The 18857-nt window shown below is 72.0% G+C and carries 20 protein-coding genes; 2 read left to right on the forward strand and 18 right to left on the reverse strand.

Features of this window, described 5'->3' with window-relative positions:
- Positions 1 to 25: 25 nt before the first annotated feature.
- Together cofD and ABD127_RS14115 are read left to right on the forward strand one after the other, a co-directional pair.
- Positions 26 to 997 (forward strand): 2-phospho-L-lactate transferase, encoded by a 972-nt coding sequence (cofD, locus tag ABD127_RS14110; protein ID WP_344202686.1) that lies wholly within the window; start codon positions 26 to 28, stop codon positions 995 to 997.
- Entirely contained in the window at positions 990 to 1946 is a 957-nt protein-coding gene (locus ABD127_RS14115) for a coenzyme F420-0:L-glutamate ligase (RefSeq protein ID WP_344202687.1), read from the forward strand. Before cofD ends, ABD127_RS14115 begins: the two co-directional genes overlap by 8 nt.
- Before the next feature lie 3 nt (positions 1947 to 1949).
- On the opposite strand, the gene cofC is transcribed toward ABD127_RS14115, so the two are convergent.
- The 18 genes from cofC to ABD127_RS14205 form a co-directional block, all read right to left on the reverse strand.
- A complete protein-coding gene (cofC, locus tag ABD127_RS14120) occupies positions 1950 to 2594 on the reverse strand; it encodes a 2-phospho-L-lactate guanylyltransferase (protein ID WP_344202688.1) in 645 nt (214 codons plus the stop codon).
- Complete coding sequence (locus ABD127_RS14125; protein ID WP_425545828.1) at positions 2591 to 5143, reverse strand: bifunctional FO biosynthesis protein CofGH; 2553 nt, start codon at positions 5141 to 5143, stop codon at positions 2591 to 2593. Before ABD127_RS14125 ends, cofC begins: the two co-directional genes overlap by 4 nt.
- A 4-nt stretch (positions 5144 to 5147) precedes the next feature.
- Positions 5148 to 5846, reverse strand: coding sequence for an NADPH-dependent F420 reductase (npdG, locus tag ABD127_RS14130; protein WP_344202689.1), 699 nt, complete (start codon positions 5844 to 5846; stop codon positions 5148 to 5150).
- Between the two features lies 1 nt (position 5847).
- A complete protein-coding gene (locus ABD127_RS14135; RefSeq protein ID WP_344202691.1) occupies positions 5848 to 6687 on the reverse strand; it encodes an alpha/beta fold hydrolase in 840 nt (279 codons plus the stop codon).
- Positions 6684 to 7418 (reverse strand): acyl-CoA thioesterase, encoded by a 735-nt coding sequence (locus ABD127_RS14140; protein ID WP_344202692.1) that lies wholly within the window; start codon positions 7416 to 7418, stop codon positions 6684 to 6686. The genes ABD127_RS14135 and ABD127_RS14140 overlap by 4 nt, the downstream gene beginning before the upstream one ends.
- A 1-nt stretch (position 7419) precedes the next feature.
- The gene (locus tag ABD127_RS14145; RefSeq protein ID WP_344202694.1) at positions 7420 to 7992 is read right to left on the reverse strand and encodes a cupin domain-containing protein; all 573 of its coding nucleotides are present in this window, start codon (positions 7990 to 7992) and stop codon (positions 7420 to 7422) included.
- Entirely contained in the window at positions 7992 to 8876 is an 885-nt protein-coding gene (locus ABD127_RS14150; protein ID WP_344202696.1) for an HpcH/HpaI aldolase/citrate lyase family protein, read from the reverse strand. Before ABD127_RS14150 ends, ABD127_RS14145 begins: the two co-directional genes overlap by 1 nt.
- On the reverse strand, positions 8873 to 10033 hold the full coding sequence (locus ABD127_RS14155; RefSeq protein ID WP_344202698.1) for an acyl-CoA dehydrogenase family protein: 1161 nt from the start codon (positions 10031 to 10033) through the stop codon (positions 8873 to 8875). The genes ABD127_RS14150 and ABD127_RS14155 overlap by 4 nt, the downstream gene beginning before the upstream one ends.
- A 13-nt stretch (positions 10034 to 10046) precedes the next feature.
- Positions 10047 to 10457 (reverse strand): Zn-ribbon domain-containing OB-fold protein, encoded by a 411-nt coding sequence (locus ABD127_RS14160; protein WP_344202699.1) that lies wholly within the window; start codon positions 10455 to 10457, stop codon positions 10047 to 10049.
- Positions 10454 to 11602 (reverse strand): acetyl-CoA acetyltransferase, encoded by a 1149-nt coding sequence (locus tag ABD127_RS14165; RefSeq protein ID WP_344202700.1) that lies wholly within the window; start codon positions 11600 to 11602, stop codon positions 10454 to 10456. The genes ABD127_RS14160 and ABD127_RS14165 overlap by 4 nt, the downstream gene beginning before the upstream one ends.
- Positions 11599 to 12036: a MaoC/PaaZ C-terminal domain-containing protein gene (locus ABD127_RS14170; protein ID WP_344202702.1), complete on the reverse strand. Its 438-nt coding sequence runs from the start codon at positions 12034 to 12036 to the stop codon at positions 11599 to 11601. The genes ABD127_RS14165 and ABD127_RS14170 overlap by 4 nt, the downstream gene beginning before the upstream one ends.
- A complete protein-coding gene (locus tag ABD127_RS14175; protein ID WP_344202704.1) occupies positions 12033 to 12527 on the reverse strand; it encodes an FAS1-like dehydratase domain-containing protein in 495 nt (164 codons plus the stop codon). Before ABD127_RS14175 ends, ABD127_RS14170 begins: the two co-directional genes overlap by 4 nt.
- Positions 12521 to 13726: a Rid family hydrolase gene (locus ABD127_RS14180; RefSeq protein WP_344202705.1), complete on the reverse strand. Its 1206-nt coding sequence runs from the start codon at positions 13724 to 13726 to the stop codon at positions 12521 to 12523. The genes ABD127_RS14175 and ABD127_RS14180 overlap by 7 nt, the downstream gene beginning before the upstream one ends.
- Positions 13723 to 15099: an MmgE/PrpD family protein gene (locus tag ABD127_RS14185; RefSeq protein WP_344202706.1), complete on the reverse strand. Its 1377-nt coding sequence runs from the start codon at positions 15097 to 15099 to the stop codon at positions 13723 to 13725. Before ABD127_RS14185 ends, ABD127_RS14180 begins: the two co-directional genes overlap by 4 nt.
- The gene (locus ABD127_RS14190; protein ID WP_344202708.1) at positions 15096 to 16343 is read right to left on the reverse strand and encodes a CaiB/BaiF CoA transferase family protein; all 1248 of its coding nucleotides are present in this window, start codon (positions 16341 to 16343) and stop codon (positions 15096 to 15098) included. Before ABD127_RS14190 ends, ABD127_RS14185 begins: the two co-directional genes overlap by 4 nt.
- A complete protein-coding gene (locus ABD127_RS14195) occupies positions 16340 to 17380 on the reverse strand; it encodes an LLM class flavin-dependent oxidoreductase (RefSeq protein WP_344202710.1) in 1041 nt (346 codons plus the stop codon). Before ABD127_RS14195 ends, ABD127_RS14190 begins: the two co-directional genes overlap by 4 nt.
- Entirely contained in the window at positions 17377 to 17925 is a 549-nt protein-coding gene (locus tag ABD127_RS14200) for a MaoC family dehydratase (RefSeq protein WP_344202712.1), read from the reverse strand. Before ABD127_RS14200 ends, ABD127_RS14195 begins: the two co-directional genes overlap by 4 nt.
- 128 nt (positions 17926 to 18053) lie before the next feature.
- On the reverse strand, positions 18054 to 18842 hold the full coding sequence (locus ABD127_RS14205; RefSeq protein ID WP_344202713.1) for a FadR/GntR family transcriptional regulator: 789 nt from the start codon (positions 18840 to 18842) through the stop codon (positions 18054 to 18056).
- Positions 18843 to 18857 lie beyond the last annotated feature (15 nt).

Here is an 18857-nt window from a genome sequence, read left to right on the forward strand (position 1 = left end):
CTCGGCCGTCTGGGAAGATGAGCGCGTGAACATCGTCGTCTTGTCCGGTGGGGTCGGCGGGTCCCGCTTCATCCGTGGACTGCTCGCCGCGACCACCCCCGACGACCAGGTCACGGTCGTGGCGAACACCGCCGACGACATCTGGCTGTTCGGCCTGCGCGTGTGCCCCGACCTCGACACCGTGATGTACACCCTCGGCGCGGGCATCGACACCGAGCGCGGGTGGGGTCGCACCGACGAGACCTGGAACGCCAAGGCCGAGCTCGGCGCCTACGACGTGCCGGAGGCGTGGTTCGGGCTCGGCGACCGCGACCTCGCCACCCACCTCGTGCGCACCGAGATGCTGCGCTCCGGCGCGGGCCTCGCGGCGGCCACGGAGCGACTCTGCGCCCGCTGGGCCCCGGGCACCGACCTCGAGCGCATCCGCCTGCTGCCGATGACCGAGGACGAGGTCGAGACCTGGATCTCGACGACGGTCGACGACGCCCCGGCCGAGATCCACTTCCAGGAGTTCTGGATCCGCCACCACGCAGGCGTCCCCGTGCACGCGGTCACCCAGCGCGGCATCGAGTCCTCGTCCCCCGCGCCCGGCGTGCTCCAGGCCATCGCGGACGCCGACGTCATCGTGCTGCCGCCCTCGAACCCGATCGTCTCCGTCGGTCCGATCCTGGACGTGCCGGGCATCCGCGACGCGCTCCGCTCCAGCGACGCCCCGGTCGTCGGCGTCTCCCCGGTCATCGGCGGCGGCGCCGTGCGCGGCATGGCCGACCAGCTCCTCGCGGGCCTCGGCATCGAGAACAGCGCCGCGGCCGTCGGTCTGCGGCACGGCGTGCTGGACGGCTGGCTGCTCGACACCGCCGACGCCCACCACGTCGCGCAGCTCGAGGCCGGCGGAGTCACCGCCCGGGCCGTCCCGCTCTGGATGAGCGACGACGCCACGACCCGCCAGCTCGCGGTCGACACGCTGGCCCTCGCGGCGGAGCTCTGCCGTGGCTGATCCCCTGAGCTTCACCGCGGTCGACGGCATCGGCGAGGTCGCCGCTGGCGACGACCTCGCGGCCCTGGTCGCCCCACTGGTCGACCTGGTCGACGGCGACGTCGTCGTCGTGACGTCCAAGATCGTCAGCAAGAGCCTCGGCCTCGCGACGACCCGCGACAAGGACGAGCTGCTCGCCGAGCAGACCGACCGCGTCGTCGCCCGCCGTGACGCCACCACGATCGTGCGCACCCACCACGGCCTCACGATGGCGGCGGCCGGGATCGACAACTCCAACACCGCGCCCGGCACGCTGCTGCCGCTGCCGCCCGACCCGGACGGCGAGGCCCGGAGCATTCGCGCGCGCCTGCGCGAGCTGACCGGCCGCACGGTCGGCGTCGTCGTCAGCGACACCGCCGGACGGGCGTGGCGCGTCGGGCAGACCGACATCGCGATCGGCTGCGCCGGCCTGCTCCCCGTCGAGTACTTCGCCGGGCGCGACGACACCCACGGCCAGCCGTTGGTCGTCACCGCACCGGCCGTCGCCGACGAGGTCGCCGGTGCGGCCGAGCTGGCCTCGGGCAAGCTCGGCGGCCGACCGGTCGTCGTCGTGCGTGGCCTCGCGCCCCACCTCCTGACGGTCGAGGACGGCCCCGGGGCCGCCGCGATCCTGCGCGACGAGGACGGCGACCTGTTCGGCCTGGGCTCGCGCGACGCGGTCGTGGCCGCCCTCGCCGACGCCGGCGACGTCGTGCGGGGCTTCCCGGCGACCGCAGCAACGGTCGACGACCTGGTCGAGATCGCGGACGTGCCCGAGGGTGTCGCCGTGGTCGTCGACGGCGTCGAGACCCTCACGGTCGTGGCCACACCCCGCCACGCCGTCGAGGCCGGCATGCTCGCCCAGCGGCTGGTCACCCTCGCCACGGCCCACGGCCGCGGCCTGCAGATCGGCGTCCGCATCAGCGCCTGAGGCTCAGGCGGGATGGGCAGCCAGGGCGTCGTGGGGGCGAGCGGCCTCGCGGGTGTGCGGGCCGACGCCGAGCTCCAGGGCGTCCGCGAGGTCGTCCAACGTGTCGACGTCACGGCGGACCACCAGAGGCACCTCCTCGACCCGACGCAGACCGAGCCGCTGGTGCCGGGCGGCCGAGCCGGAGCCGTACGCGGAGCGAAGGCGGCCGGCGGTCGCGGCCGACACGAGCGTGGTGCCGCCACGGGCCAGGTCCGGGACGAAGGCCCGCTCGTGGTCGCCCAGGGCGGACAGGGCCGACGCCAGGGCGAGCGGGTCGAGGCTCGGCAGGTCGGCCGGCACCACCACGACCGGGTCGCTCGGGGCGTGGGTGAAGGCCCAGCCGCGTCCGATCGTCACCGCGGTGTTGAGCCGCCCGGGGGTCCCGAGGGGCCGGTCGGCCAGGATCGCGACGTCGCGACGACGCGCCTCCGCGGCCAGCGCCGGCTCGGCCGAGACCAGGACGATCCGCCCGACGCCGTCCGTGGCAGCCACCACGTCGAGCACGTCGAGGAGGAACGCCCGAGCGAGATCGGCGCGGCGCACGGTCCGCAGCCGCGTCTTGGCCAGGTGCCAGGGCTTGGCCGGCACGACGACGGTCCAGCCGGTCATGACGCGACCAGGTGCTCGTGGAGGGTCGTGCGCTGGACGGCGGGCCGGCCGGCGAGGTGCGCCATGGCGACGAGCTCCTCGACCTCCTTGCGGCTGCCGTTGGTGGAGCCGGCCATGCGGCTGATGGTCTCCTCCATGAGGGTTCCGCCGAGGTCGTCCACGCCGCCGTTGAGCACCTGCGTGCACGTGTCCGGACCGAGCTTGACCCACGAGCACTGCACGTGGTCGATCAGACCGTGCAGGAGGATCCGCGACAGGGCGTGCACGGCGCGATTGTCACGAACAGTTGGCCCGGGACGCGCCACGCCGGCGAGGTAGATCGGGCTGCTCTGGTGCACGAACGGCAGCGGGACGAACTCGGTGAACCCACCCGTCTGCCGCTGCAGGTCGCCGATCAGACGGATGTGGTCGACCCAGTGGCCCGGATGGTCCACATGGCCGTACATCATCGTCGCGGTCGTCGGCAGGCCGACGGAGTGAGCGGTGGTGACGACGTCGATCCACTGCGCGGTCGGGAGCTTGCCCTTGGTCAGGATCCAGCGGACCTCGTCGTCGAGGATCTCGGCCGCCGTGCCCGGCAGCGAGTCGACGCCGGCCTCCTTCAGCGAGGTGAGGAACTCCGTCACCGAGAGGCCCGTGCGGGCGACACCGTTCATGACCTCCATGGGGCTGAACGCGTGCACGTGCATGTCCGGGTCGGTGGCCTTCACGGTCCGCGCGATGCGGGCGTACGTGTCGGCGGGGAGCTCGGGATCGATGCCGCCCTGGATGCAGACCTCCGTCGCACCCGCCTCACGCGCCTCGACCACCCGGGTCGCGATCTCCTCGAACGAGAGGCTGTAGGCGTCGGCATCGGTCTTGCGCTGGGCGAACGCGCAGAATCGGCAGCCGGTGTAACAGACGTTGGTGAAGTTGATGTTCCGGTTCACGACGTAGCCGACCCGGTCGCCCACCGCACTACGGCGCAGGTCGTCGGCCAATGCGCAGACCGCCTCGAGCGCCGGGCCCTCGGCCGCGGTCATCAGCGCCAGCGCCTGGTCGCGGGAGATCCCCGACGGGTCCTGCTCGGCCGCCGCGAGGGCCGCGGTGACGTCGGCGCCGAGCGCCGCGCCGAGGAGCGCGGGAGCGTTGCGGACCTTGTCGCGCAGGACCGACCAGTCGCCGTAGACCTCGTCGAAGTCACCACGCCGGTCGCCCGTGCGGCCGGTCGTGTCGATCGTGGCGTGCAGGTCGGACCGGCCCGTGGTCTCCAGGCCGCCGTCGGGCTCCTGCCACGTCATGCCGACCGGCTTAGCACCCTCGGCGAGCAGGCCATCCGGGCCGCGCAGCGCATCGACGTGGCCCCGCAGGCGTGGGTCGACCCACGGCGCATCCAGCAGCTCCGGGTGCGTCGTCAGGCGGGGCTTCAGGTCGAAGCCCGCCTCCGTGCAGACCTCACGCAGAAGGTCCAGGTCGGGCCAGGGGCGTTCGGGGTTCACGTGATCCGGCGTGACGGGGCTGATGCCGCCGAAGTCGTCCACACCTGCCGCGAGGAGGGCGCCGCACTCGTCCAGGTCGACCAGGTTCGGCGGAGCCTGCACGCGGACGCTGGGTCCGAGGACGATGCGGGCGGTGGCGACGGCGGCGAGGTACTCGTGCAGGCCGAGGTCGTCGACCGACCGCATGGCGGTGGCGTCCTTGGCGCGGAAGTTCTGGATGATGACTTCCTGGATGCTGCCGTGCTCGCGGTGGACCTGGCGGATCGCGAACAGGCTCTCGGCGCGTTCGGTCATGGTCTCGCCGATGCCGACCAGGATCCCCGTCGTGAACGGAATGCCCAGGCGGCCGGCGTCCTCCAGCACCCGCAGACGGACCGCGGGGTCCTTGTCCGGCGACCCGTAGTGGGGCTGGCCCTTCTCGGTGAACAACCGGCGGCTCGTGGTCTCGAGCATCATCCCCATGCTCGGGGCGACGGGCTTGAGCCGGTTCATCTCCGCCCAGGACATGACCCCCGGGTTCAGGTGCGGCAGCAGCCCCGTCTCCTCCAGCACCCGGATCGCCAACGCGCGCACGTACTCCAGCGTCGAGTCGTAGCCGGCCTCGGCGAGCCACTGCTTGGCCTCCGGCCAGCGATCCTCCGGACGGTCGCCGAGGGTGAACAGCGCCTCGGTGCAGCCCTGCTCAGCACCCGCACGGCAGATCTCCAGCACCTCGTCGAACGACAAGAAGAGCGACTGCCCGTCACGCTCCAGCTGCGCCGGCGTCGCGACGAACGTGCAGTAGTGACACCGGTCCCTGCACAGCCGGGTGATCGGCACGAACACCTTCGGCGAGAACGTCACCGTGCCGGGCCGCCCCACCGCCTCCAGACCCGCGTCTCGCACCCGCGCCGCGACCGCCATCAACCGCTCGAGGTGCTCGCCCCGCGCCGCCAGCAACGCCGTCACCTCGGCCAGGTCCAGCGTCTTGCCGGCCTCCGCCCGCACCACCGCACGCCGCACCTCCCGCTCGGTCGGCAGGTCGACGTCCCCCACGGGAAACGAGGGGAACGGCAGGGCGGTGGCGGTCACAGGACTACAGTCCGTGGCCGGTGATGCGGATGCCCGCATGAGTCTTGTACCGACGGTTCACCGCGATCAGGTTCGCCGTGAGCTTCTCGACCTGACCCGCGTTCGCCAGACGCCCACCGAACAGGCCCCGGACGCCCGGGATCACGTCGGCCAGCGCCTGCACCAGGTTCGTGTCGTCCCGGTCCTCACCCACCACCAGCACGTCGGTGTCGACCTCGGCCTGCGAAAGATCCGCCAGCACCACCGCCGACACGTTGTGGAAAGCGCCGATCACCCGCGAACCCGGCAGCACCGCCTGCGCCTGCTGCGCAGCGGAACCCTCCGCGACGTCCAGCGGGAAAGGCCCCGTCTTGCCGAACCCGATCGGGTTCACGCAATCGATCACGACCTTCCCGTCCAGCTCCGACGCCAACGACGCCAACAGCTCCGCGTGACCATCCCACGGGATCGCCGCCAGCACGACCGTCGCCTGCGCAGCGGTCGCAGCGTTGTCCGCACCCGACACCTGCGCGTCCGGCGTGCCCGCCTCGGCCAGCAGGTCCACGAGCTCCTTCGCCGCCACCTCAGCCCGCGCCGCGTCCCGCGACCCCAGCACCACCGGGATCCCAGCCTTCGCCCAGCGCAGCGCGAGACCGCGTCCCTGCGCACCGGTACCGCCCAGAACGCCGACGGTCACACCGTCGAGCACACCCAGATCCGTCATGTCAGTCCTCATCTCCAGGTCCAGCGTCGGGATATTTGACGTTCGCGTCAAGTATCTGTGTCACCGCTTGGGCAGCGCCCGCGGGGTCGGTGTCGAGGAATCCGTGCGTCCAGCCGGGCCGCTCGAGGATGCTCCCACTCGGCAGGTACGCCGCCGCACGCCGCGTCTGGTGGGTCAGGTCGTCGTCGAGGTTCAGGACCGTGATCGGGCGGTCGAGCCGCGCGAGGGCCGCCGGGGCGTCGTAGCGGAACGCCGCGTGATGACCCCACCAGTGGCGCGGCCCGCCTGACAGGCGCGCGAGGAAGATGCGCCCCGCGTCCTCGACGGTGTTGAACCGGCCGACGCCGAAGAAGTCGACGAACCAGCGCCACTTCGCCAGCAGGTTCTCGCCGTCCTCGGTGAAGATCGGGTCGGTGCTGTAGATCGCCAGGAAGTGGGCCAGCTCGTCGGCCGTGAAGACCGGCATCGACACCGTCACGATGCGGCGCACGAGCTCGGGGTGGCGCACCGCCAGCTCGACCGCGGTGTAGGACCCCGTGTGGTACCCCATCACGTCGACGGGCCCGCCGCCGATGGCACGGACGACCTCCGCCATGACGTCGGCGTAGTCGGCGATCTCGGGCGGCTCCGGCGTGGGATCGGACGCGCCGAACCCCGGGGTGTCCGGCGCGATGACACGGCGGGTCCGACCGATCTCGGCCATGACGTTCTCGTAGACCAGCCCCGACGCGGGGCTCATGTGCAGGCAGAGGAGGGTGGGATGCTCGCTGCGCTCGCCCGCCGCGCGCACGTGGACCTGGCCGTGCGCGACGTCGACGTACTCACGGTGGACGGTGCTCATGCCGCCCACCTCACCGCACGCGCCTGACGGCCCTGCGCCAGCAGGTGTCCGTCGGCGTCCCAGACGGTCGCGTCGTCGATGCACGTCGACCCGGACGCCCAGGACGTCGTGTGGCTGACGAACATCCACGCCGACGGGTCGACGTCCACGTCGGTGCGGAAGTGGGCCGAGAACGACAGCGTCGGCACGAAGACCGGCTTGACGTCGCGGGTGTACAGCGCCGGCGGCATGACGTCGAGCAACGTGGCCAGCACGGCTTCGCCCGAGTCGAGCGAGACGTCGGCCGGCACCTCGTTCAGACGGACCCAGGCACCGCCGGGCCGACCCTCGCGGGAGTTCTCGACGATGCGCAGGTCGAGGCGGTCGCGGAAGACGAGCTCGAGCTGCCCGTCCGCCGGGTGCGTGCCGACCGCCGGCCGCGGTGGCAGCTCACGGCGGTCGGCCCACAGGTGCGGCTCACCGGGCTGGGTGTGCTCGGCGAGGCCGTGGGCACGCGACCGGTCCTCCTGGACCAGCGCGAACCGGCTTGTGGCGGTGCGGCGACCCGCGTGGACGACCTCGAGGTCGATCTCGGCGTCGCCAGGCTTGACGGAGGCGACGAAGCAGACGGTCAGCGCAGCGAGCCGGTGCTCCACCGCCGCGACCGCGGCGTCGGCGACGCGGCCGAAGACGTGGCCACCGAAGATCCCGTCGACCCCGCTCCACCGCGGGTCGAGCCTCGTCGCCACCACGTCACGGTCCTCGGCGGACGAGCGCGTCGTCACTCGGGACCGCGGCCTGGCCACGCGCCCAGCGGGAGAGGTCGGCCGCGACGACCTCGAGCGTCGGGGACCCGCCGCCGGCGACGAGCGCCTCGCCGACCGACCACTCGGCCACGCCCGAGCCCACCAGGGCCCCAGAGGCCCCGTCCACCTGGACCGACGTGATCACGTCGGTGCACGCCTCCAGGTCCTCAGCGGCCAGGAAGTCGGCGGGACCGGCGAACCAGGCCAGCACGACACACCCCTGGGGCGAGCGCATGTCGGTGCGGAGGTACTCCGCCGGCACGACCACCAGGTCGCCACGACGGTAGGTCCCACCCTCGAGCAGGAGCTCGCCGTCGAGCACGAGCACCTCCTCCGAGGCGTGGTAGCCGCCGGGCGTGAGTCGTTCGAACCCGGCCGGGAACCGGCCGAGGATCGAGAAGTGGCCCTCGGGGGCGGCCAGCGGCACCAGCTCGATGCCGCCGTTCGAGCCGGGCATCGGCACGGACCGCCACGCCTGCGCGTCCAGGTCGGTGAGGTCGAGCTCGGTGGGGCGGGGCATCAGTGACCCGCCCGCTTCGCGAGGGCCAGGGTCCGCTGGGCGCCGACGAGGACGGCCGGGTCGACCAGGCGGCCCTGGCCGTCGAGGACGACACCGCTGCCGGCGGCCTCCGCCTCGTCGAGGAGGCGGAGCACGGTCTGCGCGTCGTCGACCTCGTCGACGCTCGGGGTGAAGACCTCGTGCACGACGGCGAGCTGGGCGGGGTGGATGCAAGCGCGACCGACGAAGCCGAGACGCTGCACGCGCTCCGTCGAGGTCCGCAGGGCCTCGGGATCGGCCGTGATGCGGGAGACGGGACCGACGGGCGGGACGATGCCGGCCGCGACACTGGCAATGACGACCATCGTGCGGGTCGTCAGCATCTCGACCTCGTCGTCGCCCGGCGTGATGCCGAGGTCGCCCGCGAGGTCGACCTCGCCGATCTGCAGCTGGTGCACGCGAGGGCCGGAGGCGATCTCGCGCACCGCGAGCACCGCGACGGCCGACTCGACCAGCGGCATCAGGAGCGACGTCTCGTCGCCCGCGGCCGACAGCTGGGCGGCCACCGCCTCGACGTCGTCACGGCTCTCGACCTTCGCCAGCGCCAGGCCGGTCAGGCCCGGCAGACCCGCCAGCGCGGCGACGTCCGCGTCGCGCAGCGGCCCGGCGTTGACCCGCACCCAGACCTGGGCCCCGAGGTCGGCCGGCAGCGACCGGATCCAGGCCACGACACCGTCACGGGCCACGTCCTTCTCCGCCAGCGGCACCGCGTCCTCGAGGTCCACGATGACGGCGTCGGCCCCGCGCCCGAGGGCACCGGCGAGCTTCGCGCCGGCGTTCCCCGGGACGTAGAGGTAGGTCCGGGGCAGGTCGCCGACCCCCGACCCCGTCATCGTGCTCGTCATCCGACGACCACGTCACCGCGCAGCAGCGACTTGGCGACCACGGTGCGGAGCACGTCGTTGGTGCCCTCGCCGATGCTCATGAGGATCGAGTCGCGGTACATCCGCTCGACCTCGAACTCGGTCGAGTAGCCGTAGCCGCCGTGGACCTTCATCGCGTCGATCGAGACCTGCAGGGCCACCTCGGAGCAGAAGATCTTCGCCATGCCGGTCTCCGCGTCGGCCCGTCCGCGGCGCACCGCGTCGGCCGACCAGTACGCCATCAGGCGCGAGGCCTGGACGCTCGTGGCCATCGAGGCGAGCTGCAGCTGGATGGCCTGGAACTCGCCGATCGTCTTGCCGAAGGCCTTGCGCTGGTTCGCGTACGAGAGCGCCTCGTCGTAGGCGCGCTGGGCGATGCCGGTCGAGCGCGCGGCCATGTTGACCCGGCCCCACTCCAGCGCCGACAGCGCCTGCTTCATGCCCACGCCCTCGACGCCGCCGAGCAGGTTCTCCTTCGGCACGCGGACGTTGTCGAGCACGATCTCGCACGACTCGGTGCCCTTGTAGCCGAGCTTCGGGATGTCCTTGGTGACCGTGAAGCCCTCGCTGGTCGAGTCGATCAGCAGGATGCTCATGCCGCGGTGGGCCGGCGAGGCGGTCGGATCGGTCTTGACCAGGACCGGCAGCGGGTTGGCGTAGCGCGCGTTGGTGATCCACATCTTCGCGCCGTTGACGACGTAGTGGTCGCCGTCGAGCTTCGCGGTGGTGCGGATGCCCTGCAGGTCGGTGCCGGCGTCCGGCTCGGTCAGGCCGACACCCGTGCGGATCTCGCCCGTGGCCAGCTTCGGCAGGTACGCCTGCTTCTGCTCCTCGGTGCCGTGCATCGCGAGCATGCGGCACGACAGCGAGTGGCTGCCCAGGATGCCGGCGATGCCCATCCAGCCGCGCGAGATCTCCTCGAAGACCAGCGCGAAGGAGACCGGGTCGAGGTCGAGTCCGCCGTACTCCTCGGGGATCGTCATGCCGAACAGGCCCATGTCGGCCATGCCCTTGACGATCTCGGTCGGGTAGCGGCCCGACTGCTCCCACTCGCGCGCGACGGGAACGATCTCCTTGTCGACGAACGTGCGGAGCAGCTTGCGGAACTGCTGGTGGTCCTCGGAGAGGTTGAAGTCCATGGTGGTGCCTTCCTCAGGTGGTGGGTCGGAAGACCGGAAGGGCCCGGCCGTCGGGGAGGTCCCACCAGGTGACCTCGACGCGATCGCCGATCGTCACCTCCTGGTGGGGGTGGATGCGGGTCAGCAGGATGGGGCCGTCGTCCAGGCGGACGCGGGCGATCGTGTACGGCGTCGGGACGTCGGCGCGCGGCGCGCGGTGCACCACGGTGAAGGAGTCGACCTCGCCGAGGCCGGAGGCGTCGACCTGGGCCAGGCCGCCGAGCGTGCTGCAGGCCAGGCAGACCGCGCGGGGCGGGTGCTGCACGGCCGCGCAGGCGCCGCAGCGCTGCACTGTCAGGCGGTGCTCCCGGGTCGCGTCCCAGAACGGGGTCGTCAGGTCGTCCCCCGCGGGGACGTCGGGCAGGTTCTCGGGCTGTGCGGTCATCGGTCGACCCCCAGGACCACCGTGGCGTGCGTGGACATGATGCCGCCCGTGCCGTGCGCGACGGCGACCTCGGCTCCCGGCACCTGGCGGGCACCGCCCTCGCCGCGCAGCTGGCGGACGGCCTCGACCAGCAGGAGCACGCCGTACTGGCCGGGGTGGCAGTACGACAGGCCACCGCCGGCCGTGTCGAGGGGCAGCGCGCCACCGGGTCGGATGCGACCGTCGGCGATGAAGTCGAGCACCTCGCCACGGCCGCAGAAGCCGAGCGCCTCGATGCTGAGCGCCGCGGTGATCGTGAAGGAGTCGTAGACCTCCAGCACGTCGACGTCGGCGGGCGTGACGCCCGCGCGGGCGAACGCGTCGGCGCCGGAGCCGACCGCGCCCGTGGTGGTGAGGTCCTGCACCGCCGTCATGGAGGTGTTCGTCGTGCGCTCGCCGTAGCCCAGCACCCGCACGGCGGGCTTCGCGAGGTCGCGCGCCCGCTCCAGGGAGGTCAGCACGACGGCGCCGCCGCCGTCGGTCACGAGGCAGCAGTCGGCGACCGTGAGCGGGCTGCTGATCATGCGCGACGACGTGACGTCCTCGGCGGTCAGCGGGCCCGCGTCGAACCGGTACGCGGCGGGGTTGAGCAGGGCCCACTCGCGGGCAGCGACGGCGATCTCGGCCAGCTGCTCGTGCGTGCCGCCGAAGCGGTGCAGGTACTGCTGGGCCGCCATCGCGTAGTACGACAGCGGGAAGAGCGGGTCGTAGGGCGTCTCGAGCTGGGCCTCGGGCGTGTGGTCCTCGGTGACGCCACCGAGCCTGCGCGAGGCAGCCGACCGCTGGTTCGAGGCGAAGCTGATGACGATCGTCTCGGCCTGGCCGGCCTCGATCGCCTGGGTCGCACGGGCGACCATCATCTCGTAGGCGGAGCCGCCGGCGAAGGTCGAGTCGGTCCAGCGGGGCTGGAGGCCGAGGTGGTCGGCGACCTGCGTGGCCGAGAAGCGGGAGACCCCCGTCGTGGCGATGCCGTCGACGTCGGCGAGCGTGAGGCCCGCGTCGGCCAGGGCCCGCGTGATCGCCTGCGTCTGCAGGGTCAGGATCGACAGGTTCGTGACGCCCAGGTCGGACTCGGCGGCGCCGACGATCGCAGCTCCGGTGGTCATGGGCGCCCCACGCCGTCGGCGCGGCCCAGGAGGACGCGGGCGCTCGCCGGCTTCACCGCGAAGCGGTCCGGACGTCCGTCGGTGCCGAGCGTCGTGACGGTCATCGTGACGTCGACGTGCGCGTCGGTCACCGCGACCACCTCGCCCTCGCACCGCACGGACTCCCCCGCGAACATCAGGTTGCGGAACGTGAAGTCGATGCTCTGAACGAAGCACTGCGGGCCCAGCCAGTCCTGCAGCATCTCGACGAGCAGCGCACCGAAGACCTGGCCGTCGACGATGGGACCGGGCAGCTTCTTGGCCGCCACGTAGTCGGGGTCGTAGTGGCTCTGGTACCAGTCCCACGTGGCACCCGCGTACGCCACCATGTCGGGCAGCCGGATCGTGCGCTCGAGCGGCGGGATCGTGTCACCGACCTGGGGCTGAGCCGTCATGACTGGCCTCCCAGGTCGATGAAGATGATCGTCTCGGTGTTCTCGGCGAGGAACTCGTCGCGCTGGTCGGTGTACGTCGCGCGCGAGGTGACGATGAGCATCGCGGCGCCGGAGCCGCTCGTCTTCTCGACCGCGTCGGTGATCTCCCACGTCGCCGTCACGACGTCCTCGGGCCGCAGGCGCCGGCCGAAGACGTAGGCGTTGCCGCCCCGGACCTCCCGGGTGTTCTCGATCTGGATGCCCCACCGGTGACCGGCGTAGCCCTCGGCGTCCATCGGCAGGCCGGAGTACTGGTTCGTCTCGCAGATCAGGGTCGGTGGCGCCGTGACCCCGGCGAGTCCCTGCTCCTGCGCGAACGCGGGGTCGCGGTACAGCGGGTTGTCGTCGCCGATCGCCAGGCCGAAGTAGCGGCCCGACGCGGCGCCGAACGGCTCCGGGGCGGTGTAGACCCGCTGCTGCCCGACCAGGGCGCGGATCTCGTCGGTCAGCACGGGTACAGCGCCATCGGGAAGACCTCCAACAGGAACTCGTCGCGCAGCAGGGCCTTGCAGATCGCCCCGGTCGAGGCCGGCCACGGCTCGGACAGCAGCTTCTCGCGCACCGGCGCGACGGCGCGGTACTCCGGGATGGCCGACTCGACGCAGTACTCGACGGTCTCCAGCAGGTCGGTGGGACCCAGGCCGGCGTGCGCCAGGAGCTCCAGGATCGAGCCGAACGTCACCTCGGCCTGGGCGCCGATGTCACCGGGGTGCAGGGCCTCCTGCGTCTCCATGTCGAGGGCCGCGAAGCCGGACATGAAGAGCGTGCGACCGGCCTTGACGCCCGGGGAGTAGGTCAGCGTGTCGTAGCGCGACCAGCCCGGGTTGACGAGCTCGAGCGGGTGGCGCGAGGCGGTGACGTCCATCGCGACCAGCACGCCCGGCGCGTGCAGGCGGCTCATGAGGATGCCGCCTGCACCTGGGTAGACGCCGGCGCCGCCCAGGCGCTCCTTGCGCACGCGGTGCGAGCGTCGGTACTCGTCGCGCGTCTCGGGCGTCGAGTAGTCGTAGGTCGTGACGGCGTTGTCGAGCGAGAGGCCGGTCTCGCGCAGCAGCGCGTCGGCGCGGTCGAGGCAGTAGGCGTACTGGCCGACGAAGTCGCCCGGCGCCACGACGTCGCCACGCTCGTCGAGCGGGACGACGGTCGGCAGGTAGACCGTGCCGTCGTGGCCCTCGCGGATCGGCGAGGCCGCCCACGTGCCGGCGTCGCGGGCCTCGCTGGCGGCGCGCAGCTCCGTGCCGCCTCCCTTGACGGCGTGCAGCTCGACCTCGAGGAACGCGGTGCGGCGCACGAGGCGCTCGACCACGACGGTGCGGACGACGGGCTCGTGCGCGCCGAAGAGCTCACGCCGGACGGACGCGGCGGCCTCGTAGTCGGCCAGGCCGGACAGCGTGACGTTCTCGGTGATGCGGGTGACGTCCTCGGGGCCGAGACCGGCGCCCGCGAGGATCGTGAGCACCTTCTCGTAGGCGATGCGTGCCTGCTGCTCCATCGTGCCGCCGACCGTCATCTTGCCGACCTCGGCGTCGAACGCCGCGGACGTGTGCCCCGAGGTCCAGACGTGGTCGCCCTCGGAGAGCCCCAGGCAGAACGTGAAGCCCTCGTAGGGGAACCACGGGAACTCTGCGGGGCGGATGGCGTTGAGCGTCATGACGGACCTCCGGTGAGGGGGTGGACAGCGGCGTGGAGAGCGGAGACGAGCGCGTCCAGGGACGGCGCGTCCTCGAGCTGGGCGACGAGGTCGGCGACGGCCTGGCCCGCGGGCCCGGTGTTGCCGAGGAACTTCTCGTGGAGCTGGGCGTCGGTGAACGGGTGGGCGGTCGTGCCGGCGCTGCCGGTCACCGAACCCACGACGTCGCGTCCGTCCTTCAGGCGGACGACGACACGGCCGGCCGCGGCGGCCGCGGCACCCACGGGCTCGGTCAGGTTCCAGGAGATCCGCGCGGCGACGTCGGAGACCTCGAGCCGGTCCAGCGACGTCGGCTCGTACGTGTCCAGGCCCACGGTGCCGTCGACCAGCATCGCCGCCGTGCTCCACGGGAGCGAGAACTTGGCCGCGTACGGCGTGCTCGGGTGCACGAGGTCGCGGCCCGGTGGGCACACGGTCGGGGCGGAGTCGGGGTGCACGTCGGCGACGATCGACACGACGTCGGCCGCGCCGAACGACTCACGCAGCGCCACCTCCCGGACCGCGTCGAGCGTGACGTGCATGAGCTGGCAGGCGGGGTAGGGCTTGATGCCGATGCGGGTCGTCTCCCACACGTCCCCGAGCCCCTCGACGACGCTGTCCGGGTCGGCCGGGACGGCCGAGAGCGCGTCGTACAGCCCGTTCGGGCCGTCGAGCACCGTGGCGGGACCGCTGGCGCCCGCTGCGGCGAGCCGCGCGGCGAGGATCCCGGAGTGCGAGGCCAGACCGGGGTGCAGCTGCTTCGTGGAGGCGCCGGTCCCGAGGAAGGCGAGCAGGCCGCCGGCCTGGCTGCCCGCGATGCCGAGCGCGTCGGTCGCGGTCGCCGCGTCCTGCCCGGTGAGCCGTGCCGTCACGAGAGCGGAGGAGAACACTCCGGCCACCATCGTCGCGTGCAGGCCGCGCGTGTGGAACCCGTGCGGGGCGGCGGCCGCGATGCGGCACACCGTCTCGTACCCGACGATCGCGGCGTCGAGCGCCTGGCGCCCGGTCGCCCCGACCTGCTGACCGACCGCGAGCACCGCCGGGAGGACGACGGCCGTCGCGTGCACGAGGCCGCCGGCGTGGGTGTCGTCGAAGTCGAGCGCGTGGACGAGCGCGCCCGTCGCGAGCGCCGCCGCCGGAGCCCCGATCCTGCGGTCGTCGCCGAGGGCTGCGGCCTCCGGCGGACCTCCGAGGCCGGCGGCGACCTCGAGCACCGGGTCGACCGTGCCCGACCGGTGGCCGGCGATCGCCGTGCCGAACCCGTCGAGCAGGTGCCGCTTCGCGGCGGCGTCGACCTCGGCGGGCACGTCCAGCGGGGACGTGCCCCAGTGGGCGAGCCTGCGCGCCGTGGTCATCGGGCAGCGGCCTCCGTCTCGGCCGTGTCGGGCTCGACGGGCTTCACGACGCCGAAGGCACCGCGGCTCCGCAGCGCCTCGACCGCGGCCGCGTCGAGCTTCAGGATCTCGGCCGCGACCTCCTCGAGGTGCTCACCGCGCTGCGGGGCCCGGCGGTACTCCGGGGTCTCCGAGCCCACGCGCACCGGCGAGCCCAGCTGCTGCAGCGTGCCGTAGTGCGGGTGCTCGGTCTCGACGATCAGGCCGCGGGCCGCGGTGTGCGGATCGGTGAGGGCTGCCTCGACGTCGTTGATCGGCCCGCACGGGATCGAGGCCGCGTAGAGCTCCGGCAGCCAGTCCGCCACGTTCCGCTCGCGGAAGATGTCCTCGAGCATGCCGATCAGCTCGGTCTGGTTCTCCCGGCGCGACGTGAACGACGCGAACGGCGAGTCCTGCTCGGCCCACTCCGGGTGTCCGACGACCTTGGCCAGCCGCTGCCAGAACTTTTCCTTGGCGCAGCCGACGACCATCCACCCGTCCTTGGCCTCGAAGGCCTGGAACGGCACGAGCGAGGGGTGGGCGGAGTGGCTCGTGCGCACCGGCTCGAAGTCGGCGTTGAGCTTCCAGGTGGCGAGGTAGGCCAGCATCGTCACGGCCGTGTCGTAGAGGCTGACGTCGCAGTCCATGCCGACGCCGTCGCGGCGAGCGGCGTGGACGCCGGCGAGCAGCGACATCGCGGCGACGAAGCCGCCGGAGTAGTCGACGAGCGACAGGCCGCTCTTGGTCGGCGGGCCCTCGGGCTCGCCCGTCAGCTCCATCCAGCCGGCCAGGCCCTGCAGGATGTAGTCGTAACCGGGCTCCTTGGAGCGCGGGCCCGTCATGCCGAAGCCCGTCAGCGAGACGCAGACGATGGCCGGGTTGAGGTGCTTGAGGTCGTCGTACATCAGGCGCATCTTCGCCGGCACGTCACCGCGCAGGTTCGAGTAGACGACGTCGGAGACCTTCACGAGCTCCTCGAAGACCTCGCGGCCCGCCTCGCTCGTGAGGTCCAGCGAGATGCTCCGCTTGTTGCGGTTGAACGTCTCGAAGAAGAGCGAGTCCTCGCCCTCGAAGTACGGCGGCACGTAGCGGCCGACGTCGCCACCGACGTTGGGGTCCTCGACCTTGATGACCTCGGCTCCGAGGTCGGCCAGGTGGACCGTGCCGAAGGGGCCGGCACCGTACTGCTCGACCGCGATGATGCGGATGTCTGCCAGCGGCTTCATCGGTGTGCTCCCGTGAACTCGGCGATCATGTCGATGATCGCGTCCTGGGCGACGCGGGTGTCCTGCGCCGCAATGCCGTGCGTGGGTGGGCTGAGCTTGATCGAGTCGGCGACGCCGTCGTAGGCGGAGACCCGCTCGACGACCTCGTCGCGCGTGCCGCTCAGGGTCAGGGCGTCGACCATCTCGTCGCCGACGACGTCGGCCAGGTAGTCGGCGCCGGTACCGGCGCGGAAGGTCTCGATGACCTTCTGCTGCGCCTCGCCGAGCCCGTGGAACTCGAACATCTCGACGTACGAGCGGACCGTGGCGTAGAAGCCGACCAGGCCCGCGGCGCGGCGGCGGGCCACCGAGCCGTCGGCGTCGATCGAGCAGCAGGCCGAGACGACGACGTCGAAGTCGGCGCGCGTCTTGCCGTCGGTCTTCTCGATGCCGGCCAGCAGGTCGGGCAGCAGGCGCTCGGACAGGTAGCCGGGCGAGCAGAGCTCGTGACTGATCCAGCCGTCACCGACCTGACCGGCGAGGCGCATCATGTAGGGCCCCATCGCGGCGAGGTAGATCGGGATCTCGGAGCGGCGGACCGGGAACGGTCGCTCGTAGCCGCGGATGTGCATGGGCTCCCAGTCGCCCTCGGTCTGCATCGTCTCGCCGGTCGTGGCGGTGGACCAGAACAGCCGGACGTTGCGGACCGTCTCGCGCATGTGCGGGACGGGCTTGCCGAACTCGACGTTGTGCCAGTCCTCGTTGAGGCGCTGCACGCCCGAGCCCAGCCCCAGCACGAAGCGGCCGTCGCTCATCTCGTCGAGATCGAGCGACTCCAGGGCCGTGACCATCGGGCTGCGCGTGAACGCGAGCAGGATCGAGGTGCCGACCTTGGCGGTGCTGGTGCCGGCAGCCAGGGCGGCCGCGGTGATCGTGGCGCTGCGGTGGAGCTCGGAGGTCCAGAGGATCTCCGCGCCGGCGGCCTCGGCGCGCCGGCCGGCGTCGACGAGCTCGGCGAGGGTCTCCCCCCAGGGCTGGTACGTGATGCGCAGGCTCATCGGCCCGAGCCGTTCCGATCGGCCTCGGACTCCAGCGACAGCGGGACCTCGGCCTCGGGGAAGATGCCCTCGAGCTGCTCGGCGCCCGTCTTGTAGACGTAGAACGTGCGCTTGAACGAGCAGACCTCGACGGCGTCCTGGTTCAGCGTGCGGGTGCGCACCGTGACGATGCCGGCGTGCGGGCGCGAGCCCGACTCGCGCTTCTCGAGCACGAGCGACTCGCTGTAGAGCGTGTCACCGGAGAAGACGGGCTTGGTCATCTTGATGTCGTCCCAGCCGAGGTTCGAGAACGCGTTCTGCGTGAGGTCGGTGACGCTCTGACCGACCGCGATCGCGAGCGTCAGGGTCGAGACGACGAGCGGCTTGCCGAACTCCGACTTCGCGGCCCACTCGGTGTTGAAGTGCATCTGCGCCGTGTTCATCGTCAGCAGCGTGAACCAGGTGTTGTCGGTCTCGGTGACGGTGCGTCCGAGCGGGTGGCGGTAGACGTCCCCGACCTCGAAGTCCTCGTAGAACCGTCCGATCCAACCCTGCTTCTGCCCCATGATCTGCCCTCTTCCGTCCGAACTGGTGCCACCAGCATAAATGTCGGACGTATGGCCGTCAAGGGTTCTCGTGCCCCGTCATACGCTGTTAATGAGCGAGAAACAGGGGTTCGTCAAATGACAGACGTTTACGAATTCGCGTCTGCCGTGCCGTCGTCCAGGTACGTCTCGCGCAGCCGCGTGAGGTGGTCGTGCATCGCCGAGGCGGCCGCGTCGGCGTCCTGGTCGGTGATGGCCTCGAGGATCGTCTCGTGGTCGTGGTCGACGCTGCGCCACACCCGCGGATCGACGTCCGGGTTGAGGAACTTGGTCTGCAGGACCCGGAACAACGGCTCCGTCATGATCTCGAGCAGCGGGTTCGCCGAGCTCTGCAGGATGATGCCGTGGAAGTTGCGGTGCTCCTGGAAGCGCAAGCCACGGCCACGCGTGAGCTTCTCGCGGTCGACGGCCTCGCGCATCGCCTCCAGGTGCTGCTCGTGGCGGCGCTCGGCCGCGAGTCGCGCCGCCGGCACCTCGAGGACCTCGCGGGCCTCGAGCATCTGCGTCACGGTGATGTCGTCCGACCCGGACATCAGACCCAGGCTCGTCTCCAGGTAGTCGCTGACCTGCCCCTGCTCGACGCGGCGGACGAACGTGCCGCCGGTCGTGCCGCGCGCGGTCTCGACCAGGTCGCGCGACGCGAGCGCACGCAGGGCCTCACGCACCGTGCTGCGACTGACCCCGAAGATCGAGGAGAGCTCGGTCTCCGACGGCAGACGGTCGCCGGCCGCGAGCGAGCCGTCCAGGATGCGCGCCAGCAGCTGGTCGGCGACCTGCTGGTAGGCAGGACGCACTCGGCTCACCGTCAGCGCCTCGGCGCTGCGGTCGTCGGCTGATCGTCGCAGCGGGACTGCTGCCGAGATCGCGTCCTTGGTCATGCTGCCTCCTGGTCG

The sequence above is a fragment of the Aeromicrobium alkaliterrae genome (genome assembly GCF_039529015.1).
In the GTDB taxonomy this organism is placed as follows: Bacteria; Actinomycetota; Actinomycetes; order Propionibacteriales; family Nocardioidaceae; genus Aeromicrobium; species Aeromicrobium alkaliterrae.